At 67.6% G+C, this 17,633-nt stretch carries 14 protein-coding genes and 1 pseudogene; 13 read left to right on the top strand and 2 right to left on the bottom strand.

Translation table 11 applies throughout. The annotated features are described in order from the left end of the window. Window positions 1-23: 23 nt before the first annotated feature. From Y590_RS23260 to Y590_RS23220, 11 genes and pseudogenes are all read left to right on the top strand, one after another. Window positions 24-620: a PopZ family protein gene (locus Y590_RS23260; RefSeq protein ID WP_286161816.1), complete on the top strand. Its 597-nt coding sequence runs from the start codon at window positions 24-26 to the stop codon at window positions 618-620. Window positions 621-752: 132 nt separating this feature from the next. After that, window positions 753-3,470, top strand: coding sequence for a valine--tRNA ligase (locus Y590_RS23255; protein WP_060771935.1), 2,718 nt, complete (start codon window positions 753-755; stop codon window positions 3,468-3,470). Between the two features lie 32 nt (window positions 3,471-3,502). Next, window positions 3,503-4,024 carry a Panacea domain-containing protein gene (locus Y590_RS26060; RefSeq protein ID WP_083530944.1) on the top strand — a complete coding sequence of 174 codons (522 nt, stop codon included), beginning with the start codon at window positions 3,503-3,505 and terminating at the stop codon, window positions 4,022-4,024. Between the two features lie 8 nt (window positions 4,025-4,032). Next, window positions 4,033-4,728: a hypothetical protein gene (locus Y590_RS26710; protein ID WP_144440044.1), complete on the top strand. Its 696-nt coding sequence runs from the start codon at window positions 4,033-4,035 to the stop codon at window positions 4,726-4,728. Between the two features lie 2 nt (window positions 4,729-4,730). Then, window positions 4,731-5,459 (top strand): DUF2459 domain-containing protein, encoded by a 729-nt coding sequence (locus Y590_RS23250; protein ID WP_060771934.1) that lies wholly within the window; start codon window positions 4,731-4,733, stop codon window positions 5,457-5,459. 114 nt (window positions 5,460-5,573) lie between these two features. Beyond that, window positions 5,574-7,085 (top strand): Do family serine endopeptidase, encoded by a 1,512-nt coding sequence (locus tag Y590_RS23245; RefSeq protein WP_060771933.1) that lies wholly within the window; start codon window positions 5,574-5,576, stop codon window positions 7,083-7,085. A 228-nt stretch (window positions 7,086-7,313) separates the two neighbouring features. After that, window positions 7,314-8,117 (top strand): hypothetical protein, encoded by an 804-nt coding sequence (locus Y590_RS23240; protein ID WP_286161814.1) that lies wholly within the window; start codon window positions 7,314-7,316, stop codon window positions 8,115-8,117. A 114-nt stretch (window positions 8,118-8,231) separates the two neighbouring features. After that, window positions 8,232-9,074, top strand: a pseudogene (locus tag Y590_RS23235) (aldo/keto reductase). Between the two features lie 110 nt (window positions 9,075-9,184). After that, the gene (locus tag Y590_RS23230; protein ID WP_060771932.1) at window positions 9,185-9,658 is read left to right on the top strand and encodes a hypothetical protein; all 474 of its coding nucleotides are present in this window, start codon (window positions 9,185-9,187) and stop codon (window positions 9,656-9,658) included. A gap of 141 nt (window positions 9,659-9,799) precedes the next feature. Continuing rightward, window positions 9,800-10,879 (top strand): tartrate dehydrogenase, encoded by a 1,080-nt coding sequence (locus tag Y590_RS23225; RefSeq protein WP_060771931.1) that lies wholly within the window; start codon window positions 9,800-9,802, stop codon window positions 10,877-10,879. 13 nt (window positions 10,880-10,892) lie between these two features. Then, on the top strand, window positions 10,893-11,717 hold the full coding sequence (locus Y590_RS23220) for a 3-oxoadipate:acetyl-CoA acetyltransferase (RefSeq protein ID WP_060771930.1): 825 nt from the start codon (window positions 10,893-10,895) through the stop codon (window positions 11,715-11,717). A gap of 112 nt (window positions 11,718-11,829) precedes the next feature. Here the strand turns inward: Y590_RS23220 and Y590_RS23215 are convergent, their stop codons facing one another. Beyond that, window positions 11,830-13,185, bottom strand: a complete 1,356-nt coding sequence (locus tag Y590_RS23215) for an MFS family transporter (RefSeq protein ID WP_060771929.1) — start codon at window positions 13,183-13,185, stop codon at window positions 11,830-11,832. Window positions 13,186-13,654: 469 nt separating this feature from the next. Here Y590_RS23215 and Y590_RS23210 point away from each other — a divergent pair, with 469 nt between their 5' ends. Together Y590_RS23210 and lexA are read left to right on the top strand one after the other, a co-directional pair. After that, the gene (locus Y590_RS23210; protein ID WP_060771928.1) at window positions 13,655-14,461 is read left to right on the top strand and encodes a DUF1236 domain-containing protein; all 807 of its coding nucleotides are present in this window, start codon (window positions 13,655-13,657) and stop codon (window positions 14,459-14,461) included. Between the two features lie 165 nt (window positions 14,462-14,626). Further along, a complete protein-coding gene (gene lexA / locus Y590_RS23205; RefSeq protein WP_060771927.1) occupies window positions 14,627-15,349 on the top strand; it encodes a transcriptional repressor LexA in 723 nt (240 codons plus the stop codon). Here lexA and Y590_RS23200 read toward each other — a convergent pair. Then, on the bottom strand, window positions 15,343-17,601 hold the full coding sequence (locus Y590_RS23200; protein WP_060771926.1) for a ComEC/Rec2 family competence protein: 2,259 nt from the start codon (window positions 17,599-17,601) through the stop codon (window positions 15,343-15,345). The two genes, lexA and Y590_RS23200, sit on opposite strands and share 7 nt — an antisense overlap. Window positions 17,602-17,633 lie beyond the last annotated feature (32 nt).

Genomic DNA, 17,633 nt, shown 5'->3' with positions numbered 1-17,633 from the left:
AATCGTCACCGAGTATCGTCCCGATGAGCGCAGCGAGCCCTAAGGTTCAGGACAAGACGCAGGAACCCTCCATGGAGGAGATCCTGGCTTCGATCCGCCGCATCATTGCCGACGACCAAGCTCCCAAGCCCGCCGAGGTCGAGGCGCCGCCTGCGCCGCCGCCCCCGCCGCAGGACGACGACGTGCTCGATCTCGCCGAGGTCGCGGAGCCGGTGCGCAAGCCGGAGCCCGTCGCCTTCGACATCCCCGAGATCGATTTCCGCATGCCGGATTTCGACCCGGAACCGGAGCCCGACTTCGAGCCCCTGGCGGCGGAAAAGCCGGACCCCTTCGACTTCACCCCCGAGCCGCCTCCCGCTCCGCGCGTAACCGAGCGCGTCCGCGCGGCGGTCGAGGAGGAGGTGACGGAGCGGCTCGTCTCGTCCGGCACCGGCGAGAGCGTCGGTCAGCACTTCCAGCTTCTCGCCCACACGGTGCTGTCGCAGAATGCGCGCACGCTGGAGGATCTCGTCAAGGAGATGCTGCGGCCGATGCTGAAGAGCTGGCTCGACGAGAACCTTCCGCACATGGTCGAGCGGCTGGTGCGCATCGAGATCGAACGGGTCGCCCGCGGGCGGTGAGCCGTTCGGCCCTCGATCACGGGGTGATTGCACCGCAGCACCGACGGGTCGACGGTTGACGACGGCCCCGCGGCGGGCCGATAGCGGCGGCGACATCTTTTAGAACGCTGCCTCGAAAAGCCCGCCCCGCCCATGATGGACAAGACCTTCGACCCCGCCGCCGTCGAGGCGCGCGTCTCCGCGGCCTGGGAAGAGGGCCAGGCCTTCCGCGCCGGACGCCCCGAGCGGGCCGGCGCCGAGCCCTTCAGCATCGTGATCCCGCCGCCGAACGTGACGGGGTCGCTGCATATGGGCCACGCGCTCAACAACACGATCCAGGACATCCTCGTCCGCTTCGAGCGGATGCGGGGCAAGGACGTGCTGTGGCAGCCGGGCTTGGATCACGCCGGCATCGCCACGCAGATGGTGGTCGAGCGCCGGCTCATGGAGACGGGAGCGCCCGGCCGCCGCGAGCTGGGACGCGAGGAATTCCTGCGCCGGGTCTGGACCTGGAAGGAAGAATCCGGCGGCACGATCATCGGCCAGCTCAAGCGGCTCGGCGCATCCTGCGACTGGTCGCGGGAGCGCTTCACCATGGACGAGGGCCTGAGCCGCGCCGTGCTCAAGACCTTCGTCGATCTGCACGCGCAGGGGCTGATCTACCGCGACAAGCGCCTCGTGAACTGGGACCCGAAGTTCCAGACCGCGATCTCGGATCTCGAAGTCCAGCAGGTCGAAGTGAAGGGCCATCTCTGGCACTTCGACTATCCCGTCATGGACGAGGCCGGCACGCCGACCGGCGCGATCATCACCGTGGCGACCACGCGCCCCGAGACGATGCTCGGCGACACGGCGGTCGCCGTCCATCCGGACGACGAGCGCTACCGCGACCTTGTCGGACAGCGCGTGCGTCTGCCCCTGGTCAACCGGCTGATCCCGATCGTCGCCGACGCCTATTCCGATCCGGAGAAGGGCACCGGCGCGGTCAAGATCACCCCCGCCCACGACTTCAACGACTTCGAGGTCGGGCGCCGCAACGGTTGCCGGCCGATCAACGTCCTGGATGCCGAGGCGCGGATCCAGATCGCCGGCAACGCCGATTTCCTCGACGGCGCCGAGCCGGAGGACGCCGCGCTGGCGCTCGACGGGCTCGACCGGTTCGCGGCGCGCAAAGCGGTCGTCGCCCTGATGGAGGAGCGTGGCCTGCTGCGTCTGGTCGAGCCCAACACCCACGCGGTGCCGCATGGTGACCGTTCGGGCGTGGTGATCGAGCCGTACCTCACCGACCAGTGGTACGTGAACGTGAAGCCGCTGGCCGAGCGCGCACTCCAGGCGGTGCGCGACGGGCAGACTCGATTCGTCCCGGACAACTACGAAAAGATCTTCTTCCAGTGGCTCGAGAACATCGAGCCGTGGTGCGTCTCACGCCAGCTCTGGTGGGGCCACCAGATCCCGGTCTGGTACGATGCCGAGGGCGGCATCTTCGTCGCCGCGAGCGAGGCGGAGGCGGTCGCGCAGGCCAAAGCCAAGCACGGCCGTGAGGTCGCGCTGAGCCGCGATCCCGACGTGCTCGACACATGGTTCTCCTCCGCGCTCTGGCCGTTCTCGACGCTAGGCTGGCCCGACAAGACGCCGGAGCTGGCCCGCTTCTACCCCACCAACACCCTGGTGACGGGCAAGGACATCATCTTCTTCTGGGTCGCCCGGATGATGATGATGGGCCTGCACCTGACCGATCAGGCGCCGTTCGAGACCGTCTACCTGCACACCCTCGTCCGCGACGAGAAGGGTGCCAAGATGTCGAAGTCGAAGGGCAACGTGGTCGATCCGGTCGATCTGATCGACCGCTTCGGTGCCGACGCGCTGCGCTTCACGCTCGCCGCGCTCGCCGCCCCGGGCCGCGACATCAAGCTCGGGCCGCAACGGGTCGAGGGCTACCGCAACTTCGCGACCAAGCTCTGGAATGCGGCGCGCTTTGCCGAGATGAACGGCTGTGAACTCAAGGCCGATTTCCGGCCCGAGGCCGTGCGCGAGACGCTCAACGCCTGGGCGTTGACCGAGGCCGCCAAGGCGGTGGCGGAGGTGGCGCAGGGCATCACGGTCTATCGCTTCAACGATGCGGCGGCGGCCGCCTACCGCTTCGTCTGGAACGTGTTCTGCGACTGGTATCTCGAACTCGCCAAGCCCGTGCTTCAGGGCGAGGGCGTCGATCCGGCGGCGCGCGCCGAGACGCAAGCCACGGTCGCCTTCCTCATCGACCAGATCGCCAAGCTGCTGCACCCGTTCATGCCCTTCCTCACGGAGGAGCTCTGGGCGATCAAGGGGCAGGTGCTGCCGACACCCCGCGGCCTGCTCGCGCTCGAATCCTGGCCCGAACTCTCGGCCTACACGAACAGACAGGCCGAGGAAGAGATTGGCTGGCTGGTCGATCTGATCTCCGAGGTCCGCTCGGCCCGCTCCGAGACGAACGTGCCCGCCGGCGCCCAGGTGCCGCTGGTGCTGGTGGGCGCGGACGAGGGCGTCCGCGCCCGGGTCGAGCGCTGGAGCGAGACACTGACCCGACTCGCCCGCCTCTCCGAGATCGGTTTCGCCGACGCTGCACCGAAGAACGCCGTCCAGCTCCTCGTGCGGGGCAGCGTGGCCGCGCTTCCGCTCGAGGGTATCGTCGATCTCGCGGCGGAGGTCGCGCGGCTGAAGAAGGAGGCCGGCAAGGCGCGGGCCGAGATCGGCAAGATCGACGGCAAGCTCGGCAATGCCGACTTCCTCGCCCGCGCGCCGGAAGAGGTGGTGGACGAGCAGCGCGAGCGCCGCGACGGCGAGGCCGCGCGGCTGGCCAAGATCGAGGAAGCGCTGGTCCGGCTATCGGAGTAACAAATCAAGAACCAATCTATTAAAGCATCGCCATGCACGACGCGCGATCTCTGTCTAATTTTTTCATCGATAGGGCAGCCTCACAAGGCATAGCCCTTTCGGTAATGACACTTCTTAAGGTATTGTATTTTGCACATGCGTGGCATTTAGTAAAATATGGAGCTCCACTTGTTGGGCAGCAGTTCGAGGCATGGAAGTTTGGTCCAGTAAACAGGGTTGTTTATGAACAATGCAACCATCTGGGACGAAATCCCATCACTAATAGATTAAAATCTTTTAGCATTGATCAAAGACGATACGTCGAGACGCCATATGATTTCACTCCAGATACAGAAAGATTTTTAAAAGAAATATTCGATTACTATTCTAAATTCCATGCATATAAACTTTCTGACCTTACTCATGAAGTAGGTGCTCCTTGGGATATCGTATGGAAGCAGGCCGAATCAAAAGCGATTCCAGGCATGGTTATCCCCAATGACCTCATTCGCAGTTGGTTTAGCGATAAATCGACATTATATTGGACGAACCGCGAACAGGAGTGCCCTACGTGAGGCCTAAGTTGCCGGCTCTGTCCGTACCTGATCTCGCTCGCATCGAGGGCAATACCGATGAAGTAGCAGCACATTGGATTATAAATTATTTCAACGAGCCCGGCGGCACATTCAACTATGCCAGGGGCATGAGATCAATTAAAGCTTCGTACAACGGCCTTCACAACATCGAGCAACTCAAGCTCGCATGCAATTTGGAAAAAACCGAAATTGGTCGTAGATCAAACAAAGAACTTGTTTCAGTCGTAGCCCCTGAGGCTTTTAAAAGAACGACGCAGGTTTTCGACTTACCCGCGAAAAAATTCACGTTCGGTCATCGACAGGCAGGATTCCGGGTACCGTTTTTCTTCGTAGAAGGCGGAATTGTAAAAATTTGCTTTATATGGCCGCGGAAAGGCATCAGCCTTTCATCGAGGCAGATTGGTATGATTGCTACGATTTTGAAAAACTATTTGCTAGATACCGAGTTTTTCGGACTTCCAACGGACATAGAGTTCATTGAAGCTAGCGCACCCAAAGGCTGCAAAGAAAGGTCTGTTGATAGGCTAAAATTATCGGAAATCGAATTATGGAGCGAGACTGATTTAACTGATCGCCTTACCCTCATCAGCAACGCACTCACTATTGCTGAAAATAGCGGAAAAATCAAGCCTAAAAAGAGAAAGGCGCAAGACATCGCACCTGATATGCCACTATTCGACTGAAAATGCGACTTTTAGTCAGGACGCTCCTTGCTGTTTCATTTATTTTTATCATCGTAACTTATATTACTGCGCGCCCCGCTGATCCTACACTTTACCCGCCGGCTGAGCCGGATACGCAGACCGTGCTCCTCGTCAGCCACGGCTGGCATTCCGGTCTCGTCCTGCCGCGCGACAGCTTGACGGGGGAGGGGGCGGGCATCGCCCTGCGCAATCTCGCCACGCGCTTTGCCGCCTACGATGCCCTGGAATTCGGCTGGGGCGAGGCCCGTTTCTACCGGGCGACGCCGACGCTCGCCGCCTTTGATTGGCGGCTGGCCTTCTCGGCCCTGTTCACGCCCGGCGGGAGCGACGGCGTGATCCAGGTCGTCGGCCTCGCGCGCCCGGCCCGCACGAGCTTTCCGCAGGCCGACATCGTCCGGGTGCCGCTCTCGCGCAGAGGCTTGGCCCAGCTCCTCGCACGGTTGGAGGCGAGCTTTCGCCTCACCGACGGCCAGCCGGCCGCTCTCGGCCCGGGGCTCTACGGCCCGAGCCTGTTCTACGAGGCGCATGGGCGTTTCTCCTACAGCAACCTCTGCAATCACTGGGCGGCGGGTCTCCTCAATGCGGCAGGGTTGCCGATCACGCCGGTGCTCGACACGCATCCGTCGGGTCTCCTTGCCGACATGCGCTGGCGATCCGGCCTGACGGCCTCGGCGCCCAGCGAGGCGGAGCCGGACCTGTCCAAACCGTAATCTTCGCGCCATCCGGCGGTCAGGCTCGGACCTCTAGGAGTCTCCTCACGGATCGCCGCCCCGCCGTTCGAACGGAAGGGCGGCCGACCGACCCATTTCCCGTCGGAGACCTCCATGACCATGACTGTCCGCCGCCGCGCCTTCGCCTCCGTCGCCGCAGCCGCCCTCGTCGCGGGCGGCGCGGCCGGGTTCGGCCTCACCGAGCCCACGACCCAGGCTTACGCCCAGGCCCTGCCCAAGACCCCGATCGAAGCGCCCGAGCACCCGCCGGGCTCGTTCGCCAACGTCGTCGACAAGGTGAAGCCGGGTGTCGTCGCCGTGAAGGTGAAGCTCGACAGCAATGCCGACGATGACGACGACAGCCCCGGCGGCCCCAACATGCAGCAGGTGCCGCCGCAACTGCGCGAGTTCTTCAAGCGCTTCGGCCAGGGCGGTCCAGGTGCTCCGGGCGGGCGCGGCATGCCGCAGCGCGGCGAGCGCGGCGCGGTCGGCTCGGGCTTCATCATCTCGGCGGACGGCTACGTGGTGACCAACAACCACGTCGTCGACAAGGCCAAGACGGTTCAGGTCACACTGGACGACAGCCGCACCCTCGACGCCAAGGTGATCGGCAAGGATCCGAAGACCGACATCGCGCTCCTCAAGATCACCGAGAGCGGCAGCTATCCCTACGTCCAGTTCGGCAAGAACGCCCCGCGCGTCGGCGACTGGGTCGTGGCCATCGGCAACCCGTTCGGCCTCGGCGGTACGGTGACGGCGGGCATCGTCTCGGCCCGCGGCCGCGACATCGGCGCCGGCCCCTACGACGACTTCCTCCAGATCGACGCGCCGATCAACAAGGGCAATTCCGGCGGCCCGACCTTCAACGTCAACGGCGAGGTCGTGGGCGTGAACACGGCGATCGCCTCGCCGTCGGGCGGCTCGGTCGGCCTCGCCTTCGCGATCCCCGCCGAGACGGTGCAGACGGTGGTCGATCAGCTCCGCAGCGACGGCAAGGTGGTGCGCGGCTATCTCGGCGTGCAGGTCCAGCCGGTGACCAAGGACATCGCCGACGGCCTCGGCCTCGACAAGGCCAAGGGCGCGCTGGTCGATCACGCCGAGAACGGCACCCCCGCCGCCAAGGCCGGCCTGAAATCGGGTGACGTGATCGAGTCGGTCAACGGGGCCCCGGTCAACGATGCCCGCGACCTCTCGCGCCGCATCGCCGGCCTCAAGCCGGGCACCGAAGTGAAGCTCGCCTATCTGCGGGGCGGCAAGAGCGACGTCGCGACGGTCGAACTCGGCACGCTGCCGACCGACGCCAAGGTCGCGAGCCGCGGCGACAGCTCGTCCGGTGGCCAGCCGCGCCTCGGCCTCAGCCTTGCGCCGGCGAACGACGTCGGCCTCGGCGACGAGGGCGTGGCGGTGATGGATGTCGATCCCGACGGCCCGGCTGCGGCCAAGGGCATCGCCCAGGGCGACGTGATCCTGGATGTCGCCGGCACCAGCGTCTCGAAGCCCTCCGACGTCCAGGCACAGATCCGCGCCGCCGAGTCGAACGGCCGCAAGGCCGTGCTGATGCGGGTGAAGAGCGCCAAGGGCCAGACCCGCTTCGTCGCCGTGGCCCTCGGCAAGAAGGAGGGCTGATCCCCTCGCAAATGACGGCGGGACCGTTCCGGCCCCGCCAACCGTCCTCTGCCTCCTGCCGACTTCGCGCCCGCTCCCCCGAGCGGGCGCATTTTTTGGTGTCCGCTCACGTCCGCCGCCATGCTGCCCGGACGGATTGGCCTGCCACCCGCCAGCGTCTACCAACGTCCGTCCGGTCCCGCGACCGCGCCGGACGTCACGCGAAGAGACGCACGGACCCTGAGACCGGTGCCGCACCGATCCCATCGAGGCCTCATCGATCGGCCCGTCCGCCAGGCGGCCCGCCCTGCGTCGGGTCCGCGCGCGGCGACGGTCGGGCGCATCGCGGCCGTCCTGACCGCCCTTGCCCTGCCCGGGACGGCACGGGCGGAACCGCTTGCATCGGAGAGCCCGCGCATCCCCGAGCCGATGGTGTTCGATCTGCTCCGTCCGCTCGGCGCGCGCGCGGGCGAGCGCGAGATCAACGTGCTGACGATGCGGCCCCTGAGCCGGGGTCCGACGGATTGGGCGCCCGAACTCGAATACGCCTATGCCGACGGCCAGTCGTTCGAGCTGGAGCTTCCGTTCGAGGACGGACGCCTGACGCAGGTCAAGTTCGCGCTTCAGGGCACGTTCGGCACGGGGGCAGGCGGGCGCTGGATCCACGGCTGGCAGTATATCGGCCAAGTCGAGCGCGGCAGCGCGACGTTCCGCAATTCGCTGCTCTACATCTCCGGATACCGCTTCGACGGGCGCTGGAGCATGCTGAGCATGGCCGGATTGCGGCAGGTCGGCCTGCGTCAGTTCGGGCCAACCTCACTGCTCCTCAACCATTCCGTCTTCTACGACTTCGATCCCGAGACGGTGCTGGGGCTCGAAGTCAACCTGAGGCAGGACATCGCCGGGGACGACCGCACCCGCGCCCTCGTCATTCCCCAGATCCACCGCCGGCTCACGGAGCTGACGAGCCTCCAGGCCGGCCTCGGTGTCGAGTTCCGAACGGACCGTGACGCCGGGCTCGTCGCGGCCCTGCGGCTGATCCGCGAGTTCTGAGGCGCCTCGCGCCGGCAACGGACCTGGCAGCGGGCTTTCGGGTTCTCCCGTCAGAGGGAATGCTGCGAGAGGAACACGGACACGACGAGCGTCGAGGCATCGGGCCCCTTCGCGATCGGCGGGGATCTCACCGTTCACCGGCTCGGGTTCGGCGCCATGCGCATCACCGGGCCCGGCATCTGGGGCGATCCGCGCGACCGGGACAAGGCGAAGGCGACCCGGTGAGCGGTACCCGGCCTCGGGATCGACCTGATCGACACCGCCGACAGCTACGGCCCCTTCGTCAGCGAGGATCTGATCCGCGAGACGCTTTATCCCTACGAGGGCGTCATCGCGACCAAGGGCGGCCTGACGCGGCACGGGCCCGACATCTGGCAGCCCGTCGGCAATCCCGATTACCTGCGCCAATGCGTGCTGATGAGCCTGCGGCGGCTCGGTCTCGAGCGGATCGACCTGTGGCAGCTTCATCGGATCGGCCCGGACTGCCCCCGCGAGGTGCAGTTCGAGGCGATTGCCCGGATGCGGGCGGAGGGGTTGATCCGCCATGTCGGCCTGTCCGAGGTCTCGGCCGAGGACATCGAGGCGGCCCAGAAGTTCTTCCCCGTCGCGAGCGTGCAGAACCGCTACAATCTCGTCGATCGCACCAGCGAGGCAGTGCTGGCGCATTGCGAGCGGCACGGCATCGGCTTCATCCCGTGGGCGCCCCTCGACAAGGGATCGCTGGCCGGCCCCGGTTCGGCCTTGGAATCGATCGCCGGGCGTCTCGGCGCGAGCGGCAGCGCGGTCGCGATCGCATGGCTCTTGAAGCGCTCGCCGGTGATGCTGCCGATCCCCGGCACCTGCGATCCCGGCCACCTCGCCGAGAATGCCGCGGGCGCAACCCTCACCCTGAGCGACGAAGATTTCGCCGTCCTCGACCAGGCGGGCCTAGAGGCCTGGCAAGGCGCCCACGCGTGAAGCCCGGAACGTGCTGGCGCGCACCTTGCACCGAGATGGCAACGGAACCGGGCAGGGCCTGAGCCTTTCTGTTCCGGGCGCCGACTCGGTGCCGGACGGAAAGGATCGACATGTCGTCAGCCGGCCACCTCGCACGCTCCGGACTCCGCGGTAGCTTGGTCGCTGGCTTCGTCGCCGCCTCGGCGCTAGCTGGTCTTGCCCCCCCGCCGGCGGAGGCGCGCACGAGCTGGGTCTCCGGCACCTACGTCTACGCCGACCTCTGCACGATGCCGGCGGACGGCGCGCAGGCCGGCCGGCGCATCACACTCAAGCGCTGGCCCAAGGGCGACAACCTCGTCTACGAGGGGGCGGGTCTGCCGGCCCCGATCGAGACCGCCGTCGTGATCGACGACAGCACGAAGGATGTCGCCTTTCATGTCGAGACGAGCGCCGGTCTCGTCAGCTTCCGCGGCACGGCCGGATCCGACGCGCTGGTCGGCACGCTGCACGGTGCCGACGGCTCGCAGCCGTTGCGCCTGAAGCGCGTCCTGCGCGCCCGCGCTCAGGAGACCTGCCCCGGCGAGACGACCGGCTCGATCAACTGAGCCGCCGCCCTCGACAATTCCGATGTCCGTCCCCTGAAGCCCCCCGCCCGCAAGCAAAGACCCCGCTTGTCGCCTCCCGCCATTGACGCCGCGAGACGCTGGCGCAAGTGAGACGCCGGGGGCGGGCACGAGGCGACGACCATGGGCGGGACGAAGCGCAGCTACCGGATCGCGGTGATCCCCGGCGACGGCATCGGCAAGGAAGTCATGCCGGAGGGCGTTCGGGTTCTGGAGCGGGCCGCCGCCCGCCACGGCTTCGAGATCGTGCAGGACTGGTTCGATTTCGCGAGCTGCGACTACTACGAGGCGCACGGGCGGATGATGCCCGAGGACTGGAAGGCGCAAATCGGCTCCCACGACGCGATCTTCTTCGGCGCCGTCGGCATGCCCGAGCGCGTGCCCGACCACATCTCGCTCTGGGGCTCGCTGATCCAGTTCCGGCGCGAGTTCGACCAATACGTCAATCTGCGCCCGGTGCGCTTGATGCCGGGCGTGCCGTCACCGCTGGCCGGCCGCAAGCCCGGCGACATCGACTTCTGGGTCGTCCGCGAGAACACCGAGGGCGAGTATTCCAATGCGGGCGGGCGGATGTTCGCCGGCACCGAGCGCGAGTTCGCAGTCCAGGAATCGGTGTTCACCCGCCACGGCGTCGATCGCGTGCTGAAATTCGCCTTCGAGCTGGCGCAGAGCCGGCCCAAGCGTCACCTGACCTCGGCGACCAAATCGAACGGCATCTCGATCACCATGCCGTTCTGGGACGAGCGGGTGCGGGCCGTGGCTGAGGGCTACCCCGATATCCGTTGGGACCAGTACCACATCGACATCCTGACCGCGCATTTCGTACTGAACCCGGATCGGTTCGATGTGGTGGTCGCCTCCAATCTCTTCGGCGACATCCTCTCCGATCTCGGGCCCGCCTGCACCGGCACCATCGGCATCGCGCCCTCGGGCAACATCAATCCGGATCGGCTCTATCCGTCCGTGTTCGAACCGGTGCACGGCTCGGCCCCCGACATCGCCGGCCAGGGGATCGCCAACCCGATCGGCCAGATCTGGTCGGGGGCGATGATGCTGGAGCATCTCGGCGAGCGGGAGGCCGCCGCCGAGATCGTTGCCGCCATCGAGCGGGTACTCTCAGAGCGGACTTTGCGCACGCGCGATCTCGGCGGCAGCGCCGACACGCAGGCCTGCGGCCGCGCGGTCGAACAGGCGCTGGGCTGAAGGACCGGCCGCGATGAGACCCGTCGTCGTCACCGTCGCGATCACCGGCTCGGTCGCCCGCAAGGCCGACAACCCGACCGTGCCGATCACGCCCGCCGAGCAGATCGAATCGACCCACGCCGCCTACGAGGCCGGGGCGGCGCTCGCCCACATCCATGTCCGCGAGGACGACGAGAGTCCGTCACTCGATCCCGACCGGTTCGCGGCGGTGCAGGCGGGCATCCGGCGGCATTGCCCGGACATGATCGTCCAGTTCTCGACGAGCGGGGCGGGGCCCGATCCGACGGAGCGGGGCGCCTGCTTGATCCACCGGCCCGATATGGCCTCGCTCACCACCGGCTCGGTCAACTTCGGCGACGGAGTTTATGAGAACCCGGCCGCCTCGTTCACGGCGCTCGGCCGGCGGATGCAGGACGAGGGCGTACGCCCGGAGATCGAGGTGTTCGACCTCACGCACATCCACAACGCGCGCCGCCTCGTGGACGAGGGCGTGATCGGCGCCGAGCCCCATCTGCAATTCGTCATGGGCATCCGCAACGCCCTGCCGCCCGACCCGCATCTGCTCGACATCCTGCTGGCGGAGACCCGGCGCCTGTTGCCGGGCGCGACCTGGGGCGCCTTCGGCATCGGCCGCTTCCAGAGCCCTGTGATGGGCTGGGCCGTGTCGCGGGGTGCGCAGGGCGTGCGCACGGGCCTGGAGGACAACGTGCGCCTCTCCAAGGAGCGGCTCGCGGATGGCAATGCCGACCTTGTCCGTCTGGCCGCCCGGATCTGCGCCGAGCACGGCGCCCGGCCGGCGACGCCGGCCGAGACGCGGGCGATCCTGCGCCTCGGCTGAGCCCAAGCACAGTCCCGAGCGGTGGCTCTCGGCGTTCGGGAAAAGACAATGCGCAAACACGAGGCGAGCGTGTCGTTCTGGATCGATATCCAGAACGACACGCTCGCGCCGATCAGGCCAGAACCGGGCTCGCCTTGCGCCCCAGTGCCTCCTCGACGGTGCCGTCCCCGTCGAGATAGCCGTGGCGCTTCGGGTTCGGCATCATCAGCGAAGCGATGAACGAGATCGCCAGCATCACGGCGACGTACCAGAAGAAGCTGGTCTCCGCGCCGACATGCTTGAGCCAGAGCGCGACCGCCTCCGCCGTGCCACCGAACAGTGAGTTGGCCACCGCGTAGGACAGGCCGACACCGAGCGCACGCACCTGGGTCGGGAACAGCTCCGCTTTCACGATGCCGCTGATGCCGGTGTAGAAGCTGATCACGACCAGACCGGTCATGATGAGACAGAAGGACAGGACGGGGTCGGTGGTGGTGCCGATCGCCGTCATCAGCGGCACGATTATCACCATGCCGAGGCCGCTGAACAGCAGCATGTTCGTCTTCCGGCCGATCCGGTCGGAGAGCCAGCCGAAGAAGGGCTGGATCACCATGTAGGCGAACAGCGCCACCGTCGTGACCTGCGATGCGGTCACCTTGTCCATACGGGCGGTGTTGAAGAGGTACTTCGGCATGTAGGTCGTGAGCGTGTAGAACGACAGCGACCCGCCAGCCGTATAGGCCAGCACCACGGCGAAAGCCCGCCAGTGCTTGAGCAGCCCGGAGAGGGTTCCCGCTTCCTTCGAATCCTTGTTCTCCGCGCTCATCGTCTCGGAGAGCGAGCGGCGCAGGAACAGGGCGACCACCGCCGCCAGCGCACCGATGACGAAGGGGATGCGCCAGCCCCAGGCCGTGAGTTGCTCGGCCGTGAGCAAGCTCTGAAGCACGACGAGCACCAGCGAGGCGAGCAACTGGCCGCCGATCAGCGTGACGTACTGGAACGAGGCGAAGAATCCGCGCTGCCCCTTGGTCGCGACCTCGCTCATGTAGGTCGCGCTGGTGCCGTACTCGCCACCGACGGAGAGGCCCTGCACCATGCGCGCGATCACGAGAAGGACCGGCGCGAGGTGGCCGACGGTCGCGTAGGTCGGCAGCAGGGCGATGGCGAGCGAGCCGCCGCACATCATCAGCACCGAGATCATCAGCGAGGTCTTGCGCCCGAGACGGTCGGCGATGCGCCCGAACAGCCAGCCGCCGATCGGCCGCATGAAGAAGCCCACCGCGAAGACCGCGGCCGACTTTAGAAGCTGGCCGGTGTCGTCGCCCTCCGGGAAGAAGACCGGGGCGAAGTAGAGGGCGAAGAAGGCGTAGCAGTAGAAGTCGTACCACTCGACGAGATTGCCCGACGAGGAACCGACAATGGCCATGATGCGTCGGCGGCGGTCGGCGGCCTCGTCGAGCGGCGGCGCGGCGGCGCTGGTATCCAGCATGCGTTTCCCCTGATGATCCAGCCCTCGAGCGGCCGTGAGCCCTTATCAATGGACAGTATTTAGCCGAGGCCGGCCAAGCACCGACGCGGTATGCGGCCATTCCGTGACAGATGCCAAGGAACGTTGCGCTCCCGGCCTCGGATCGCTCGGCTCGGTCAGTCCCACCTCGGGGAGGGCCGACATGCCATCCTCGCCGCTACACCGCGGCACTCCGATTACGGTGGAGAGAACCGCAGCGCGGCATGCGATGAGTCGACCACGATGTCATCGTCGCCGTTTCGATCATTGCAAACACATGATCGATTTTACTTCGGATTTTTCCGGTCGCTACCGTATCCGCTCGCCCATTCCGGCGCTTGTCGCAAAGAATAACTCGGAGAGTCACCAACGGGAACGGTTTTCCGACGCTTGCCGTTGCGTCCCCGTATTCGGCGCCAGGTCGGTGTCCGAGAAAAGACGGGGACGGAACATGACGAAGTTCTTTCGCAGTACGGCGACTGCGGCGATCCTGATGCTGGGCGCGGCGACCGCACTCGCACAAGGCGGCGGCGCCGGCGGTGCTGGGGGCGGGGGTGCCGGTACGGGCGCTGGCGGTGCGGGCGGAGGCGCGGGCGGAGCAGCCGGCGGCGCGGGCGGTGCGGGCGGCGGAGCAGCCGGTGGAGCACGGGGCGGCGCGGGCGAGGCCGGCGGCGCAGGCGGTGCCCGTGGCGGCGCCGATGTCGGCGGCGCTGCCCGTGGCAGCGAGAGCGGCGGAGCGGCCGGCGGTGCGGCACGCGGCGGCGAGGGGGGAGAGCCGGGCACCCGTGGCGGGCGCGAGGGCGGCCCGGCTCGCGCCGAGCAGCCGGGCGAGCGCGGCAACCGCGAGTCGGCGCAGCCCGACCGCAGCGGCGCAGGCGAGCGCGGTGGACGGGACGGCCGAGACGGGCCGGGCGAGCGTGGCGGGCGGGATGCGGCGGGTGAACGCGGCGCCGCTGGCGAGCGAGGCGGTCGCGGGTCTGCCGCCGAGGCGCGGGGCGCTTCGAAGAACCTGAACTCGACACAGCGCACCGAGTTCCGCCAGTCGATCAGCCGCTCCAGCGTCCGCGCTGTCCCGAACGTCAACTTCGCCGTCCGCGTCGGCACGGCGATCCCGCGTTCGGTCTCGCTGCACCCGCTGCCGCCGGCGATCCTCACGGTCGTGCCGGCCTATCGCGGCCTGCAGTTCATTCTCGTCGGGGACGACATCGTCATCATCGACCCCGACACCTACGAGATCGTGGATGTGATCCCGGCCTGATCCGGTTGCACGGCACGACACGAGAGGCGGCGGGGCGACAGCTCCGCCGCCCCTGCCGCTTCCCGGGGGATGCTTGCGGAACAGGAGAGGAACGTCTAGGCTGTTCGTGCTTTGTTTTCAACGATTCTGCGGCGCCTTCGGCCCGCGGTCGACAGCAGGTGCCGCATGCTGACCCGCAAGCAACTCGAACTGCTCCAGTTCATCCAGCAGAGGATGCAGGAGAGCGGTGTGCCGCCGTCCTTCGACGAGATGAAGGACGCGCTCGACCTGAAATCCAAGTCCGGCATCCACCGCCTGATCATGGCACTGGAGGAGCGCGGCTTTCTCCGCCGTCTGCCGAACCGGGCCCGGGCAATCGAGATCCTGCGCATGCCCGACATGCCGGCGGCCAAGCCCGCATCGTCCGAGCCGCGGCGCTTCACCCCGAGCGTGGTCGAGGGCGGCCTTTCGGCCAAGCCCGCCACGCCGAAGCCTGCCATGCTTCAGGCCCATGACGGCAAGGGCCAATCGGTGATGGTGCCGGTAATGGGCCGGATCGCTGCCGGTGTGCCGATCTCGGCGATCGAGAGCCAGAGCCACTCGATTTCGATGTCCCCCGACTTCCTGTCGGGCGGAGAGCATTATGCGCTGGAAGTCCGCGGCGATTCGATGATCGAGGCCGGCATTCTCGATGGCGACCTCGTGGTGATCCACAAACAGGACACCGCCAACAATGGCGACATCATCGTCGCGCTGATCGACGACGAGGAGGCGACCCTCAAGCGACTGCGCCGCCGCGGCTCGTCGATCGCACTGGAAGCCGCCAACCCGGCCTACGAGACCCGCGTGCTCGGGCCCGACCGGGTGCGCATCCAGGGCAAGCTCGTGAGCCTCGTGCGCCGTTACTGAGGGTTCTCGGAGGGCGGAGGGTCTGATGGATCCGCCGCACTGGCATCGTTGGGAGGTTGGGGGCCCGACCCGGTTGCCGGCGTCGTCACGCTGGCAGGCCGGGGCTGCCAGGGCTTCGGCTGATCGGCCCCGCGGGCAGTGACGATTTCAGGCCCTGACGTTCCGAGACGGATCGCCGTGGCACCCCGCACCGCCAGAAAAGCCCGGTCGGCGATCAGCGGCGCGGCGCAGCCCGGCGGGGCACGCAGTCGGGTGATGAGGATGTCGGCCCGGGCGCAATCCTCCGCGAAGGCACGCTTGTCCATGACAAGAGCGACGGCGCGCCCGTCGACCGCGGTGAGGGTGCAACCGATCCGGTCGCAGCGCGGTCCGGCAGCACCGATCGCGGCGTCCGGACGGCGCCCATCGCCGTCGGCCTTCAACCATTGTTCGAGCACGAAGCCGGGCGGGCGCCCAAGGACCACGAGACGCCCGTCCTTGCCGCGGACCGCGGCACCGGCCCCGTCCCGATCGATATAGATGTCGTAGCGGATCGGGCTCGCGGCGAGGGCAACACCGAGCCCCGCCGGCATGAGGGCGAGGAAACGCAGCCGCGACACGGGAAGTGTCGCCAGCAGCAGGGCGGCGGCGAGCAGCATCAGGGCGCCCGTTCCGAAGGCAGGCAGCACGACGTTGGCCTGCCCGAACCCGGCGATCCAGGCGGAGATGTCGAGCATGCCGCGCACCGCGAGCCCCATCAGCCACCAGACCGGACGGTCGAGGGCAAAGGGATAGGCCAGCATTCCAAGCACCGCCGCGGGCATGACCGCGAGTGAGACGAGCGGCAGGGTCAGCGCGTTGCCGACGAGGCCGAAGGGTTGCACGGTCTGGAAGTGATAGGTCGCGAACGGCGCGGTGGCGAGTTGCGCGACCAGCGTCGTGGCAAGCGTTCCGACCACCGCCTTCGCCACCCAGGAGGCGGATCGCGCGATCCGGGATGCGCTGTCGGTTCGGAAAACCCGCCCATCGATGAGCGGCGCACAGGCGATGAGGCCGGCGACCGCGCCGAACGACATCTGGAAACTCGGACCCAGCAGCGCTTCCGGCTCGCGGGCGAGCGCCAGGATCGCCGCGAGGGCGAGATTACGCAGGCTGAGCGCCGGGCGATCGACGAGGATCGCGCCGAGCATCACCAGCGTCATGATCAGCGCCCGCTCGGCCGCGACGTCCCAGCCCGAGAAGGCGCAGTAGGCGGTCACGCCCAGCATCGCCGTACCCGCCGCGATCTTCTTGATGGGCCAGGCGAGGGCCAGCGCCGGCACCAGCGCGAGCCCGGCCCGCACCAGCCAGAACACGACGCCCGCCGCGAGCACCATGTGGAGCCCGGAGATCGAGACGACGTGATAAATCCCCGCCGCGCGCAGCACGTCGTTGGTCTCGTTGGAGATCAGTCCCCGCTTTCCCGTGACGAGGGCCGCCGCCACCGCGCCGGCCTGTCCGCCGATCGCATCGGTGATGCGGCGGGTGAAGGCATTGCGCGCCGCGTCGATGGCGGCGGTCAACCGCAGCGACAGGGCCAGAGGCTCGGCCGGGGGCCCGACCTCGACCTTGCCGACCAGCGAGCCCACGGCGCCGATCCCGCGAAAGTAAGCGTCGCGCGCAAAGTCGTAGCCGCCCGGCCGCACCGATTCCGGCGGTGGCAAGAGGCGGGCGGTGGCGCGGATGGCGTCACCCGGCCGCACCGCCTGCGCGGCGCGGTAGGAGACCCGTACCCGGCGCGGGCGGCTTTCCGCATCGAGATCGCCGAAACGCTCGACGCGCACGATCAGCCGCGCACCGCCCTCACGCTCATCGAGCCCTTCGACGAGGCCGACGAGCGGCGCGATGGTGACGCGGGTCAGCACCGGTCCCGCGACGGAGGCGACCCGCCAGACGCCCGCCGCGAAGCCGAGGAAGGCCGCGGCGAGGCCGAGCATCAGCGCGAGCGCCACCGGGCGCGCCCGCAGCAGCGGCGTCACCGAAAGGCAGAGCCCCGCCGCGATCAGCGGCGCGGCGAGGGAAGGCTCTCCATCGGTCGCCGTGAAGAAGACGAGAATGCCGGCCCCGAAGGCGACGGCGAGCCAGGGGAACAGCCGCCGCTGCTCGGCCTCGCGGGCGACGCTGCCGCGCAAGCCGTCGCGCGCGGCCTGCCAGAGCTGTGCAGGGGCGGGGAGGCGACCGGCGAGGAGGGCCGGAACGGCCCCGCGCATCGCCCTGCCGCCGCCCCCTGCCATGTGCCTTGCCTATGCCCCGCCGCGCTCGGAGA

It is taken from the genome of Methylobacterium sp. AMS5 (assembly GCF_001542815.1).
GTDB lineage: Bacteria > Pseudomonadota > Alphaproteobacteria > Rhizobiales > Beijerinckiaceae > Methylobacterium.
The sequence above is the reverse complement of the archived record's forward strand: the minus strand, read 5'-3'. Positions and strand labels throughout refer to the sequence as shown.